Raw genomic sequence first — 13,434 nt, forward strand, 5'->3', positions numbered from 1 at the left:
TCAACCAGTTTATTGATTTAACGGGACGCTGATGTAAATAACCTATGAAAATTATAGATCAAAGTTAGAACAGAGTTCTCTGATGAATTCCAATCACTTATCGACTACCCTTTCTACGGTGCCGTCATCCTCTGTATCTCGCACGCCGATCCTATCAGTTCTTAAGGGTTTCAACAGAGCCAAAAAAACCGAGATCAGTCGTCGCCAGTTTCCGTCGGCGACTCCGTCGGACCGGTCGAGAAGACGAACTCGTGTTCTTCGTCCGTATCGAACTTGTTGACAATCTCTCCGAGTGGCTGTGCGTAGCGTTTGAGCCGGTCGGCACGGGCCGAGACTTCGTTGAGTTCGGCGGCCTGTTCTTCGGCAGCGCCGGCGACATTCTCGGTTTCGGTCAACAGCCCGTCGCTGGTCTCGGCAGCGGCTTCGAGTTCACCTTTGAACTCACGAAGCTGGTCGAGTTCCTCGTCGATATCGAGATCCGGATTCTCGTCGAGGAGTCGTTCGAACGCCGCAATAACCGTGTCGATGTCCGAGACGACAGTTTGCAGCCGGTTCTGTTGCTGGTGGGCGTCGTCGGAGATCCGCTGGGCGGAGTCGGCGACATCCTCGGAGGCCTGCCGGATGTTTTCGGTACTCGACAGGACGAACTCACCGGAGTCCATCACTTCGCCGGAGAACGACTGGAGCTGGCCGACTGTCTTTTCCAGTTCCGTCACCATCTCGTTGAAGTCGGATGCGATCTGGTCCATGGCGTCGTTTTCCTTGTCGATATCCATGCTCTGGGTCAGATCACCGGCACTGACCTGTTGCATGACATCGGAGTACTCTTCGGCTTTCTCCTGGAGATACGCCGCCAGTTGCTCTGCCTCGGTCCGTGCGATTTCGGCCTCACGGCGGGAGTGTTCGGCTTCCTGAATCCGGTCACGAAGCGAGTCACGCATCCCCGCGAAGGCCGCCGTCAGTCGCCCGAACTCGTCGGAGCGCTCGACCGACAAATCCACATCGAGGTTGCCGCCCTCGAGTTCCTCTGCTTTGGTCGTGAGCCGGGAGAGGGCGTTGACCGTCCCACGACCGAAGAGGAGCCCGACGAAGAGGAAGCCGAGCAACACAGTCGCGACGAGGACAGCGAGGCTGTTCGTCACCGTCGATCGGAGCGAGAACGCCTGTGCGGACGGGACGTGCGTGACGACTGCAAGGTCGCTGTCGGAGACAGTCGCGTATCCAGCGACGTGGTCTTCCTCGAGTGCGCCGCCCTTATCGACCGATTCGACGAACCCCGAGGAGTCCTGAATAAAGCTCGGGAAGCTACTCTGTCCCTCGATGTATTTGGGGAAATTGACACCCTGTTCGAGCGACAGCACGTCTTCTTCCGAGGAGTCGGCGACGACGTCACCCTGTTCGTTGACGACCTGCGTGAACTGGTTTTCCTCGTTCGTTCCGAGGTCACCGGCCAGCGCATCGAGGTTCGCCTGCATCGCGAGGACAATATCCCTGTCGTCGTTGGTCTCGACCGGACTGATGAAGTAGATGTTCGACTGCTGCAGGGCGAACACTGGCTCGGAGATGAACAGGTCGTTATCCCCGAAGGTCAGGTCTTCGATATTCTGTGTGACCCACGGCGCTTCGTTACTCGAGAGCGTGTTGAAGTCGTACGATCCATCTTCGAGCTGAAGCGGCTGGAGCTGGTCGCGACTCGTCGCGATGGCTCGACCATTGTCCATGTTGATATAGTGGACGTCAGTGACGTCGTCAGGAAGCCGCTGCATCTCTTCGTCGATACGCGCCTGGATGGTCTCGACATCACCATCCTCCATATCACCGAGATTCGAGAGGCGGACCGCAGTGTCACCACGCGCGTCCTGCCAGTTGTCGAGCTGAAGTGCGCTCTGTTCGGCAACACCGGTGTACTCGGTTTCAACCTCGTCCGACAGCTGGTCTGACGTCTGTGTGAACGTGAACGCGCTCACACCGCCGACGAGTACCAGCACCAGCAGCAACGAGATGACGAACTTCGTCAGAAAGCTACCGGCGATAAACTGCGGGAAGATACTGTTCCCCTCGACTGCGTGGTCTCCGTTCTGTGTTTCATCTGAATTATCATTTGACATAGTATATCACCTATATGAGCTCATTCGGCGTGGCGGGCAATGTATCGGTCTGGGATCCGTTTGGCAGCGGTACCGACACCTTCTTCGATCGCGTTGAGTTCTGCTTCCGCGTTATTCGCCCCATTTGCGACGGTTCGACTCATCGCGTTGGCAACCTGGCTCATGATCTCCATATTCTGTGGCGTGTCTGCGGGGATCGGTGGCGGGCTGGTCGGAACCAGATCCATCCCCTCCTCGAAGACCTCTTCGTAGTTCATGTTGCCATCAACTTTCGGGTACGTGTACATATCCTGGTCCCAGATCCACTCGAAGCGGGCGTGGCCGGCACGCGGTTCGTCATCCGCCCACTGGTGAGTCGACAGCAGGAAATTCGCTGCCCGGGAGTTGACCCACTGGAGGTACAGCCACGCTGCCTTCTGTTGCTGTTCGGAGACGTGCGAACTGATACCGGTCGACCAGACCCACGTATCGCCGACGCGCTCTCGGCCGTCCTCTGTCTCGAGTGGGGGCAGCCACCTCGTCTCGCCGATCCGATCCGTATCGATGAATCCAGATGTCTGGGGCGTCGAGTAGATCATCCCGACCTCGCCGTTGTTGTACGTCGCGTTGTTGCCGTACCAGTCTTGTCGCGAAGCGTCTTGGGGTCCGTAGTTGTAGAGGATACTTCCAAACCGTTCCAGCGCTTCGACCCCGTTATCGGAGTTGAGCAGTGCGACTTCGCTTGGATCCGGATCGTCCTCCTCCAGAAGGAGTCTGCGGTCGATCCACCTCGCGTCGTGTGATCGGAACATCGTCCCGAAGTTCGCAGCCGAGAGTGTCGCGGTCGAGGCCCGGGAAACCATTCCCTCCTGGTCGACTTCGTCGGACTCGGAGATAGCCTGTGCGTTCGCTTCGAGATCCGCAAACGTCTCCGGGTCGTCGAGACCCAGCGTGTCGTAGGTCTCCCGGTCGCACCCCACACAGCCGTACACCTCGATCCCGTTCGGGAAGCCGATGAACGATTCGCCCCCGTTCTCGTCCGGGAACGTCATGAAATCGATCGTCTGATCCATGAAATCGTCCATCGCGAGCCAGTCCTGATCGGTGAGTTCCTCGTCCTCGATAAACTTGTTCAGATCCACGGCCCAGCCCGGTTCGTGGTACTCGCCAGCGGGCCAGTTCCCGATCATGTAGCCGTCGAAATCCTCCTCGTTTCGCATCGCCTCTCTGACCCGTTTCCAGTAGTTGTCCTCTTGAACGACCTCGTAGTTGACCGAGATACCAGTTAGATCCTCGAAATATGGAATCATGGGCTCCGTCGTCGTCGAATACTTGTGGAGCCCCATCAAGAAGTTCAGCTCGATACCCTCTCCCTCGAACATCTGCCAGTCGATCCCGGCCTCTCTGGCGTGCCGGTTCAGTTCGGTACCCCAGACCTCGATGCCCTCCTCCCGGGACCGAACTTCCTCCGACGGTTTGGGAATCTCGGAACCACTGTCACCTGACGTACACCCTGCAAACCCAGCAAGGCCCGCTACACCAACTGCCGATAGCGCCTGCCGGCGCGTTAAGCTAGTCTTATACTTTTTCCCCATGGCCTGGCGCATCCAAGGACATCCTGTTTTATAAGTATTATTGAAGCAAGAATATAATATAAAATGATATTTGTATATATTAATTATTAACCATACAAGTAGATGTATCTATCAGTAGTAACTCTATAACTAGAGTAGTACAATAGTAGGATACTCCTACAGAAGTGGATACCAGACGAGAGATCGTTACTGCTCGCCCATCGCTTCGCCAGCAACAGTTCGTCCCTGTGGTGTCAGTGAAACCTCCTTCCGCTCGCGGACCACTTCGATCACGTCGAGTTCGATCAGTTGATCGTATATCTCCTCGACTCGTTCGACGTCGATTCCGACGAACTCCGAGATGGCAAACGGCGAGACGCCGGAATACAGCGCCATGACGACACGCTGTTCGGTCGCAGTCAGATCGAGATCGGCGCGATTGCGCTCGGCACCTTCTTCGAGTAGTTGTTTGAGCACAGAGATGTGGTACTGTCTGCCGGAGAGGTAGGTCTGTAGGCTCGTTCCTTCCTCGTCTGTGTGTTCGACCTCGATGACGCTGCGTTCCTCCTCTGCGACCTCGCGCTGGTCGGTTTCCATCTCGCCGATGTCGTCGCGTTCGATGATGAACTTCTGTCCGTCCTCCAGCACCATCCGGACGGTGTCGTCAGTGACTGTCAGACGGCCGCGCTGCCACTCGCTTCCCTGGATCACGCCGCCGACGACCGCGGGGTGTTTGACGTAGATCACCGCACCGTCGAGAATCGCCCGGAAGAAGTTCGTCCGAAACCCCTGGTAGTCGGCTGTCGTTACCAGGATCACGTCGCCGTCGATGTCGAGTGCGGTGTAGTAGGACTCGGATGCTGCGTTCCGGTTGACGTCGACGCGCTCGTCGAGGACGTCGATTTTCTCCAGGGGCATCGTGATCTTGCTGTCGGTGACGATCATCAGCCGCGCTGTCGTCAGGACGATCCGGCAGTTTTGCCACTCCGCGTCGGTCAGCTCCCGGCCACCCTTGACGGCATGAAGATACTTCCCCTGGGTATCCTCGATTTTTTTCTCGGTGTTGCTCATGACAGAGACGTCGTTGAGACAATCTACGGCACAGGGGCAATTATACGTTGTGACCACGTCTACCGCCAGATCCTGTCATCCCGCCAATCAGTAAAGCCGAGACTACTGTTCGTTCATTGCCTCGCTTGCGAGGTTTCTGCCCTTCGCGTTGAGGGTTACCTCGGTCCGTTCACGGACCTTGTCGACGGCACCGGCCTCGACGAGTCTCCCGTAGATCTCCTCGACTTTCTCGACTTCGATCCCGACGAAATCGGCCATCTCGAACGGCGAGACTCCGGAGTACAGTGCCATCAACACCTGATTTTCGACATCGTCGAGTTCGTACTCGTCCTGCCGCTTTTCGATTGTCGCGTGCAGGAGTGCCGACAGGGCCTTTGGGTGCCACTCGACGCCCGAAAAGTGCGTTTCGACACTCCGTCCCTCCTCGTCGGTGTGTTCGACCTGGACGATCTCCCGGTTCTCGCCGGCAACCTGTCCGGTCGAGGTCTCGACCGTGCCGACATCGTCGAGCGGAAAGCTGACCGTCTCGCCGTCGGGAAGTCCAAGGTTGACCTGATCGTCGTCGAGACGAAAGCGGGCCTTCGACCACGAGGCGTCGTCCTGGACGACACCGCCGATGATCGCTGGATATTTGACGAGGATGACTTCGTCGTGGAGGGCTGCACGGCAGTATTCGGATTCGAAGTCGGTGAGTTCCTGGGCGTCGACAAGGATGACGTTGTTCCCGATTTTGAGCGCTGTCGATCCCATCGCGTCGAGTTCGTCGGGAACGACCGATTCGTCTTCGTCGGGGACGAGTATCTGCGAGTGGGGGATCGCCTGTTTGTTGTCACCCGTCGAGAGGACCAGTCGCTCGCTGGTCAGAACGATCCGACACGACCGCCACCTGGCGTCAGGTACTGGCTCGCCGTTTTTGACGGCGTAGAGATAATCTCCCTGGGTGTCGACGAGTTTCTGTTCCCCTTCACTCATATCCGGCTACCACTCTGTAACGTGTCCACGTACATAACTTCTACCGGACCCCAGATGTTGGTGTCGTGCTACTGGCAGTTGTTCCGAGCGTACGAACTACCACCGACGAGAGTGTCACAACACATTTTCCCCGCCGTCGCGTTCTAACAGGTATGAGTGACGATTTCGACAAGGAAGCCGAACGGGAGAAGCTACGAGAAAAATACGAGAAAGACAAACAAGAGCGGGAGGCCACCGAGCAGATGAGCGAACTCCTCCTCCAGGGTGCGACGATGACCAACAGCCACTGCTCGGAGTGTGGCGACCCGATCTTCCGGTACGACGGACAGGAGTTCTGCCCGACCTGCGAGAAACCGATCGACAGCCAGCCGGAAAACGGCGAGGATGCAGGCGAGACAGACGACGACAGCATTCAGGTCCGATCACCGAGCGACGAGGCGCAGGTCAAATTCGGCTCCGCCGGGGCGGACGAGCCACAGGAGCAGCCAGACACCCAGCAAGCCGAGCAATCACAGGACCAACACCAGCAGACGCCGGATCAGCGGGCTGGACACACCGAACCACAGCAAGCACCGGAACCACAGCAGCCGCCCGAGGCAAAGCAGCGACCGGAGACACGACAGGCACATAGTCAGCCCCAGAAGACCCCTGCAGCTACATCCGGGGAGGGCAATCTTGCGGCCGCAGAGCAGTCACTCGTCCGGACGCTCACCCGATTCAGTCAGCAGGCAGAAGCGACCGAAGACCCACGGAAGGCCAAAGAGCAGCTCGCGGCCGCCAGGGAAGCAGCCGAGGCGCTCGCGGCACTCCGACAATAGTTACGGGCCACGCGGCGTCGGCGAAAGATACCGCGCCAGTTCGACGCCGAAGTCGTCCGCCAGGGCTCCGAGTTCGTCCCCGATCAGCAGGTCGTAGCCGTCTTCGAGCGCTGATTCGATGCGTACCCCCAGTGCGACGTCGAAGAGAGCGTCACTGTCGAGAAACGCCGCCGCGGACGACCACTCGCGGTCGCGTTCGACGACGTACCGCCCGTCGGAGATAAACGGTCCGTAGGCATCACCCTCCTCGTAGGCCTCGTAGAACCGCCTCGCGTGCTCGCGAACGTGGACAGGTGGACCGTCGTGGCGCTCGATGGCCGGTCGCTCTGCGACAGCGAGTTCGAACAGCAGGACCGCCATCTCGTCGGCGAACGCCGCCGTCCGGAGCACGTCGAACCCCAGCCGGTCGAGTTCGTCACGGATCCCCTCACGCGAACGTTCGAGCTGGGGCCAGAGCTGATCGTCGACGATATCCGGCGTCGAGAACTGGATCGCGACCGGGGTCGTCCCGCGGCGGTCGAACTGTGCTCGGATCGCCGATGCGGAGAGCGGAGCAGGTTCAACGGGAACGAACAGCGACTCACGGGGATCTGCGAGTAGCTCCCGGGCGAAATGCTGGAGGCGTGCGAGATTGGTGGCCGAGAGCACGGCCGCAACGTTGCGCTCCGGATCGGTCGGATCGATCACCACGAGTGGGTCGTCGAACGTCTCTGTCCCGTGGTCTTCGGGATCGAGCCGGACTGGTGGCTGCCAGTCAGCGACGGCCTCCAGCAGCGGGCGGAAGCCGCCGTATTCGAGGACGAGCAGTTCGGTCAGAAATCCCGAGAAGCCTCGCGTCTTGAGATTGCTGCCGTAGACGCCAATGCCGGTGAAAAACTGCTTGCAGACGCGAACGTCGCTGGCCAGCTTGGGTGTGAGTTCGTCGGCGATGTACAGCGTGTGGAACGGTGTGCGATCGACGGCGGACTGAATCTCCCGTGCAGCCTCGACGTCGTAGCAGGGAACCAGATCCACGTCGAAGCCGTCGAGTTCGCCGACTGTGTATGGGTGTTCGGCGAACTCCTCGCGGCCGTCTGGGAGCACCTCGCTGCCGATCTGGAGTCCGAGTGCTTCGAGCTTTTCGCGTTCGATATCCGGTGGAAAGCAGACGAACAGATCGATATCACGGTCGCCAGCGAGCCAGGTATCCCGAGCCGTCGAGCCGACCTGGACGATCTCGGCGTCGACGGGTAACTCCTCGACAGCAGCCTCTGTGCGGGAGACGAGATCCGCGACGGCGTCGTCGAGTGCCTCGCGTTCGGCCGAATCGGGCTCGACGCGGTCGCGGATCACGTCGACCGTGGCGTCGAACTCATCGCTCATGGGAGTGGGTTGCCCACAGGTACGTGAAAGCGTGTCGATGCGGGACGGAAGCGAAACGCCTATCAAATGCATCCGACTACCAGAGAGTGCAAGCCGCCGTAGCTCAGTTGGTAGAGCACCACGCTGTTAACGTGGTTGTCCCAGGTTCGAGTCCTGGCGGTGGCGTAAAATCGCTCCGCGATTTTACGGAACGCGAGACGGAGTCTCGCGATGGCGTGAATTTTCGGAGAAAATTCACGGACAGCCAGAAATCTTTGATTTCTGGCGATGGCGTGTTTCTATTGCGAACAAGACGATAAGCGAAGCGAATCGTCTGTGAGTACCGAAAGGACGAACCCGCCGATCTCTCGAGAAAACAAACTCGGGGGTACTGCTAACAACAGCAAGAAAGCCCCCTTTCAGTCCCGCCCGTATCGGCTTACGGGTCAAGCTACGTGGCAAGTCCCCCGAGTTCAGAGTCTCGGGGCTTTCTTGCTGTTCGTAGCGGTATTCTCGGATTCGTGGTTTCCTTGAGACATTCTTGCTGTCCACGGCATCTGGTTACTTCCACTCCAGAGTCCTCATCCAGAATCCAACGAGTCTGTGCCAGAACGAAACACGACTCGGACGCCTACACCAGCCGATACGTACCCCGATTCTCGCTCGCCTCGCCCGCCCGGACGAGTTTCCGGATAGCCTTCTCCGTATACGACTGTGAAACGCCGTGCTCGTCGGCGTATTCGACGATAGCCTCCTCGGTCGGGGCAGAGAGTTCCCGGATCGCCTCGCGGACGATCTCGTCACGGCTCTTGCTCGTGGTCTCGTCGTCGGCGGCTGCCTGTACCTCGTCGGGGTCGATCCCCGATTCGGAGAGATAGGTTTCGTCGTCGATCCCGGATGCGTCGACCATCTCCTCCAGTTCCGCGAAGGTCCCAATCTCGGCGAAAGCATCGCTTTGGCCCTGCCGAGCAGCCAGCATCGACGCGCGGACCTCGCGGGCGTGGTCCTCGTCGTCGGTCGTGACAAACTGCTTGCGCTTCTCGTACTTTTTGCTCCGGCCACAGCGCGGGCACTCGCTACGCTCCGGGCGACCGTCGACGATCCACAGCGCCTGACAGTCGCTACAGCCGACTACCGCATACATACGCACCACTTCGTCGCCCCGGTAATCAATATTCGGTCAGAGGAGTTGGTACGAATCTGTACGGGTGGCACGGAGATTGCCGCGTTGTCAGAGAGCCTGGTTTCCATCGACTGCTGATAGTGATTATTGCGGTAATTTTCAGCACGGCAGCGAAACCGAGGCTGTTTCGGCCCTCCTAGACCAGTTCTATCTGAACTTGGCGGTACAGACTCGCAATAATCACTATGAAACTAACCGCAAAACAAGGATCACGCCGCAATCGGCACCCTCTTACTGATGCACTGTATACCACTTTCGCAGATGGTTGCCACGACGGTTATCGCGACACTTCTCGTCGCCGGACTCGCGAGTCTCTTCATGGCGTGGGCGATCGGCGCGGGCTCGTCGGGGTCGACACCCTTCGCGCCGGCCGTCGGGGCCAACGCGATCTCGATCATGCGCGCGGGCTTTCTGGTCGGGATTCTCGGATTGCTCGGTGCCGTGTTACAGGGCGCGAACGTCACCGAAGCTGTCGGTGAAGAACTCATCATGGGAGCGGAGCTTACGGCCACAGCGGCAACGATAGCCCTGCTAATCGCCGCGACGCTGGTCGCGATCGGGATCTTCACAGGTTACCCGATCGCGACAGCCTTCACCGTCACTGGGGCGGTCGTCGGTGTCGGGCTCGCGATGGGTGGTGATCCGGCCTGGGCGAAATACCAGGAGATCGCTGCACTCTGGATTCTGACACCATTTATCGGCGGTGGACTCGCCTATTCGACAGCACGCCTGCTCCGGACAGATCGCATTTCGTCGACGGTGACGGTCCCGCTGCTCGGCGGCGTGATCGGCCTGATTCTCGCGAACATCCAGTTCGTCTTCTTCGCGCCCGGGAGCGAGCAGGCCTCGCTCTCGTCGGCCGCCGTCACGTCGGTCGGTGGCGGTGTCGCGACCTACGCTGCGACCTCCGTACTCGTCGCGGCCATCTCCGTCTTTATCCTCTGGCGACGAACGGTCGCCGACCCGGCCAAGTCACAGCGCCAGTTCCTGCTCGTGCTGGGCGGGCTGGTCGCCTTCTCGGCTGGCGGAAGCCAGGTCGGACTCGCAATCGGCCCCCTGATCCCACTCCTCGGGAGCTTCGAGACACCGATCATCGTCGTCCTGCTGTTCGGTGGTCTCGGCCTGCTCATCGGCTCCTGGACCGGTGCACCACGGATGATCAAGGCAATCTCGCAGGACTACTCCTCACTGGGACCCAACCGATCGATCGCCGCACTCATCCCCTCGTTTGCGATCGCACAGACGGCCGTCTTCTTCGGGATTCCCGTCTCCTTCAACGAGATTATCGTCTCGGCGATCATCGGCAGCGGCTACGCGGCGAGCAACGAGGAAGGAGAGGTCAGTAGCTCGAAGATGGGGTACACGGTCCTCGCCTGGGTCGGCTCACTCGTCGGTGCATTCCTGATCAGCTACGGAGTGTTCACGGCAGTCACTGCGCTGTTATAACAGCTTACTCCACAGCTTCGTCGACTGGCTCCTCGGGACTCTGCGGATACGATTCCAGCCCGGTGATCCGCGCTTTCATAATCCGCGTGTTCTCGACCTGTTCGACGCGGATCTCCAGTCCTTCGTAGGCGATGGACTCGCCCTGTTCGACGAGCCGGCCGGCGCGGTTGAAGATGAAGCCCGCGATCGTCTCAAACTCCTCACCCTCTGGCAGTTCGATCTCCAGTTTCTCGTTGACGTCGTCGATGTTGACCTCGCCTTTGACGATCGCCGTATCGTCGTCGACGAACTCGATCGGCTCTGCCTCGCCGCCTTCGAGAATCTCGCCGACGATCTCCTCGACGAGATCTTCGACGGTCACCAGCCCTTCTGTCGTCCCGAACTCGTCGATGACGATCACCATGTTGAGTCGTTTTTCGCGCATCTCGGCGAGCAGTTCGTCGACGTTTTTCGACTCGGGGACGTGCAGGGTCGGTTCGATGAGATCCTCCAGTTCGACGTTGTCGTTGCCGTAGGTCCGGTCACGGACGAGGTCGCTGACGTGGACGACGCCGATCACGTTGTCCAGTTCGCCGTCGTAGACCGGGAGCCGTTCGTGGTTGCTCTGAACACAGGTCTCGATCGCCTCGTCGATCGTCGCATCTTTTGGGACGGCAGTCATATCCAGCCGCGGCGTCATCACCTCCTTGACGATCGTCCGGTTGAATCGCAGCGTCCGCTGGAGCATCTCCCGTTCTTCCTCTTCGAGGACGCCCGCGCGCTCGCCCGTTTCGATAATATCCCGGATCTCCTGGCGCGTGATGTAGGATTCCTCGATCGCGGATCGGCCACCGGTGATCTTGTTGACCAGCCGCGTCAGATGATCGAACAGCCAGACCAGCGGCATCAGAATGTACTCGGCAAACCGCAACGGCCGGGCGATCGTCAGCGCCCAGGATTCGGTGTTGTCGACGGCGTACGATTTCGGCGCACTCTCCCCGAACAGCAAGACCAGTGCCGTGATCCCGAAGGTCGCGCCGATCACTGCAACACCCTGATTGCCGACGTAGATGCCGAGCAATCCAGTCGCGATCGAGGACATCGCGACGTTGACCAGATTGTTCCCGACGAGGATCGTCACGAGCAGTCGGTGTGGATCCTCCTTGAGTTGCTTGAGCGATTTCGACCCGTGTTTGCCCTCCTCGGCGATCGTCTCGACACGGTGGTCGGGAAGCGAGAACATCGCGATCTCGGAGGACGAAAAAAAGGCCGACAGCGCGATCAGGACAGCGATCGCGAGTACTCCCAGTCCGGCGAAGAGATTTTCGGAGATCGTCAACCCAAACACGTCGATAGAGAGGGGGAGTGCAGTCGCGAGGCTGTCAGCAGCGAAATAGTGCATCGATCCTACAGTTCACGGCGATAACGATTAAGCGTTTCCTGTTTCACCGAAGCAATTACACTGCTCTCGCCCCTACCGAACCTATGAGTAAACCAGCAATCACTCTCTACAGATTACAGAGCTGTCCGTTCTGTGAACGCGCAGTCAGGAAACTCCAGGAGTACGATCTGGAGTACACCTCACGGTTCGTCGAACCGATGCACTCGGATCGGGACGTCGTCAAACGCGAAAGCGGTGTCCGGACCGTCCCGGTCATCGTCGACGAGAACACCGGTGTAACGATGGCCGAAAGCGCCAATATCGTCGAGTATCTCGACGGAGCCTACGGCGAACGGGCAGGGAGCGCAGGGACAGACACCACGGCAACAGCAGGCTCTGTCGCGGGTGAGCGGTCGTAACGATGGAGCTGGAATTCGACGTCGTCGAACTCGACGAACCGGACAACCCAGAAGAAGGCGAGACAGCACCGGATTTCGAACGACCGCTCGTCAACGACGAGTACTGGGAGGACACGTCACTGTCGGCGTTGACCGACGAGGGGCCGGTCGCACTGATCTTCTATCCGATGGATGGTGCCTTCCCCGCCACCTACATCTGGAACGAACTGCGCGACCGCGACATCGACAGCAACGAGATCACTGTCGTCGGACTCTCGATTTCGACGCCCTACGAGCACAAGACGCTCCTCCAGGAACGGGAACTCGAGGACACCGAGATCCAGCTGTTTTCCGACCCATCGAACGAAGTCGCCGAGCAGTACGGCATCGTCAACGATCTCGACGGGATGACCGGGATCGACGAGCCGCGCACGGCAACGTTCGTCATCGACGACGAACGGACGATCCAGTACGCCTGGGTAGCGAGTGAACACCCCGACTTCCCCGACTACGACGAGTTCGAGGCGGCTGTCGAAGACGCCGCCGGCGACTGACCGAGATATGCCAGCCGTCCCATCCGACGATATCGATATCGAACGTGCCGCGCGGGCGATCGAGGCCGGAGAGCTCGTCGTCTACCCGACGGAGACAGTGTACGGACTGGGGGCCGATGCACTCGACATCGAGGCCGTCGAGTCGGTGTTCGAGGCGAAAGGCCGGGGTCGCTCCGACCCGCTCTCGATGGCCGTGGCCGATCTCGCGACGGTCCGCGAGTACACCAGACCCACGGAGCGCGAGCGAGCGTTCATCGAGGCGTTTCTCCCCGGACCAGTGACTGTCGTTCTCGAACGCAAGCCGATGGTCCCGGACGTGCTCACCGCGGGCAGCGAGCGTGTCGGCATCCGGGTTCCCGACCACGAGGTCGCACTCGAACTGGCACGACAGGCGGGCCCGATCACCGCGACGAGTGCCAACGTGAGCGGGACCGGCAGTGCACGCAGCGTCGAAGAACTCGACGAGGCGATCCAGGACGCCACCGCGGTCGTCCTCGATAGCGGCGAGACGCCGGGTGGGGGCTCGACTGTCGTCGATCTTGAAAACGACGAGATCCACCGACGCGGTGCGCGCGCCGACGAGATCGACGCCTGGCTGTCCGAGCACTGACCGTCGCTGGCACTGTTCGG

The 13,434-nt window shown here is 59.7% G+C and carries 12 protein-coding genes and 1 tRNA gene; 6 read left to right on the top strand and 7 right to left on the bottom strand.

What is annotated here, in order from left to right; all coding sequences use genetic code 11:
- Positions 1 to 194 precede the first annotated feature (194 nt).
- From EOW68_RS07115 to EOW68_RS07130, 4 genes are all read right to left on the bottom strand, one after another.
- Entirely contained in the window at positions 195 to 2,108 is a 1,914-nt protein-coding gene (locus EOW68_RS07115; RefSeq protein ID WP_128224470.1) for a HAMP domain-containing protein, read from the bottom strand.
- Between the two features lie 20 nt (positions 2,109 to 2,128).
- Positions 2,129 to 3,682, bottom strand: coding sequence for an ABC transporter substrate-binding protein (locus EOW68_RS07120; RefSeq protein ID WP_431358793.1), 1,554 nt, complete (start codon positions 3,680 to 3,682; stop codon positions 2,129 to 2,131).
- Between the two features lie 186 nt (positions 3,683 to 3,868).
- Complete coding sequence (locus EOW68_RS07125) at positions 3,869 to 4,732, bottom strand: CheF family chemotaxis protein (protein ID WP_128224472.1); 864 nt, start codon at positions 4,730 to 4,732, stop codon at positions 3,869 to 3,871.
- Positions 4,733 to 4,834: 102 nt separating this feature from the next.
- Complete coding sequence (locus EOW68_RS07130; protein WP_128224473.1) at positions 4,835 to 5,704, bottom strand: CheF family chemotaxis protein; 870 nt, start codon at positions 5,702 to 5,704, stop codon at positions 4,835 to 4,837.
- A 152-nt stretch (positions 5,705 to 5,856) separates the two neighbouring features.
- On the opposite strand from EOW68_RS07130, the gene EOW68_RS07135 reads away from it, so the two are divergent.
- A complete protein-coding gene (locus tag EOW68_RS07135; RefSeq protein ID WP_128224474.1) occupies positions 5,857 to 6,522 on the top strand; it encodes an Sjogren's syndrome/scleroderma autoantigen 1 family protein in 666 nt (221 codons plus the stop codon).
- On the opposite strand, the gene cca is transcribed toward EOW68_RS07135, so the two are convergent.
- Positions 6,523 to 7,884, bottom strand: a complete 1,362-nt coding sequence (gene cca, locus EOW68_RS07140; RefSeq protein ID WP_128224475.1) for a CCA tRNA nucleotidyltransferase — start codon at positions 7,882 to 7,884, stop codon at positions 6,523 to 6,525.
- Between the two features lie 92 nt (positions 7,885 to 7,976).
- Between cca and EOW68_RS07145 the strand changes: the two genes are divergently transcribed.
- Positions 7,977 to 8,049: transfer RNA gene (locus EOW68_RS07145), tRNA-Asn, on the top strand.
- A 445-nt stretch (positions 8,050 to 8,494) separates the two neighbouring features.
- Here EOW68_RS07145 and EOW68_RS07150 read toward each other — a convergent pair.
- Positions 8,495 to 9,007: a DUF5817 domain-containing protein gene (locus EOW68_RS07150; RefSeq protein ID WP_128224476.1), complete on the bottom strand. Its 513-nt coding sequence runs from the start codon at positions 9,005 to 9,007 to the stop codon at positions 8,495 to 8,497.
- A gap of 300 nt (positions 9,008 to 9,307) precedes the next feature.
- On the opposite strand from EOW68_RS07150, the gene EOW68_RS07155 reads away from it, so the two are divergent.
- Complete coding sequence (locus EOW68_RS07155; protein WP_128224640.1) at positions 9,308 to 10,492, top strand: inorganic phosphate transporter; 1,185 nt, start codon at positions 9,308 to 9,310, stop codon at positions 10,490 to 10,492.
- A gap of 4 nt (positions 10,493 to 10,496) precedes the next feature.
- On the opposite strand, the gene EOW68_RS07160 is transcribed toward EOW68_RS07155, so the two are convergent.
- On the bottom strand, positions 10,497 to 11,873 hold the full coding sequence (locus EOW68_RS07160; protein ID WP_128224477.1) for a hemolysin family protein: 1,377 nt from the start codon (positions 11,871 to 11,873) through the stop codon (positions 10,497 to 10,499).
- Positions 11,874 to 11,956: 83 nt separating this feature from the next.
- Between EOW68_RS07160 and EOW68_RS07165 the strand changes: the two genes are divergently transcribed.
- From EOW68_RS07165 to EOW68_RS07175, 3 genes are read left to right on the top strand one after another with little or no spacing between them, the layout of a single operon-like run.
- The gene (locus EOW68_RS07165; protein WP_128224478.1) at positions 11,957 to 12,271 is read left to right on the top strand and encodes a glutaredoxin family protein; all 315 of its coding nucleotides are present in this window, start codon (positions 11,957 to 11,959) and stop codon (positions 12,269 to 12,271) included.
- Between the two features lie 2 nt (positions 12,272 to 12,273).
- Positions 12,274 to 12,804: a redoxin domain-containing protein gene (locus EOW68_RS07170; RefSeq protein ID WP_128224479.1), complete on the top strand. Its 531-nt coding sequence runs from the start codon at positions 12,274 to 12,276 to the stop codon at positions 12,802 to 12,804.
- A gap of 7 nt (positions 12,805 to 12,811) precedes the next feature.
- The gene (locus EOW68_RS07175) at positions 12,812 to 13,414 is read left to right on the top strand and encodes an L-threonylcarbamoyladenylate synthase (RefSeq protein ID WP_128224480.1); all 603 of its coding nucleotides are present in this window, start codon (positions 12,812 to 12,814) and stop codon (positions 13,412 to 13,414) included.
- Positions 13,415 to 13,434 lie beyond the last annotated feature (20 nt).

The organism is Halovenus amylolytica, assembly GCA_004015825.1.
In the GTDB taxonomy this organism is placed as follows: Archaea; Halobacteriota; Halobacteria; order Halobacteriales; family Haloarculaceae; genus Halovenus; species Halovenus amylolytica.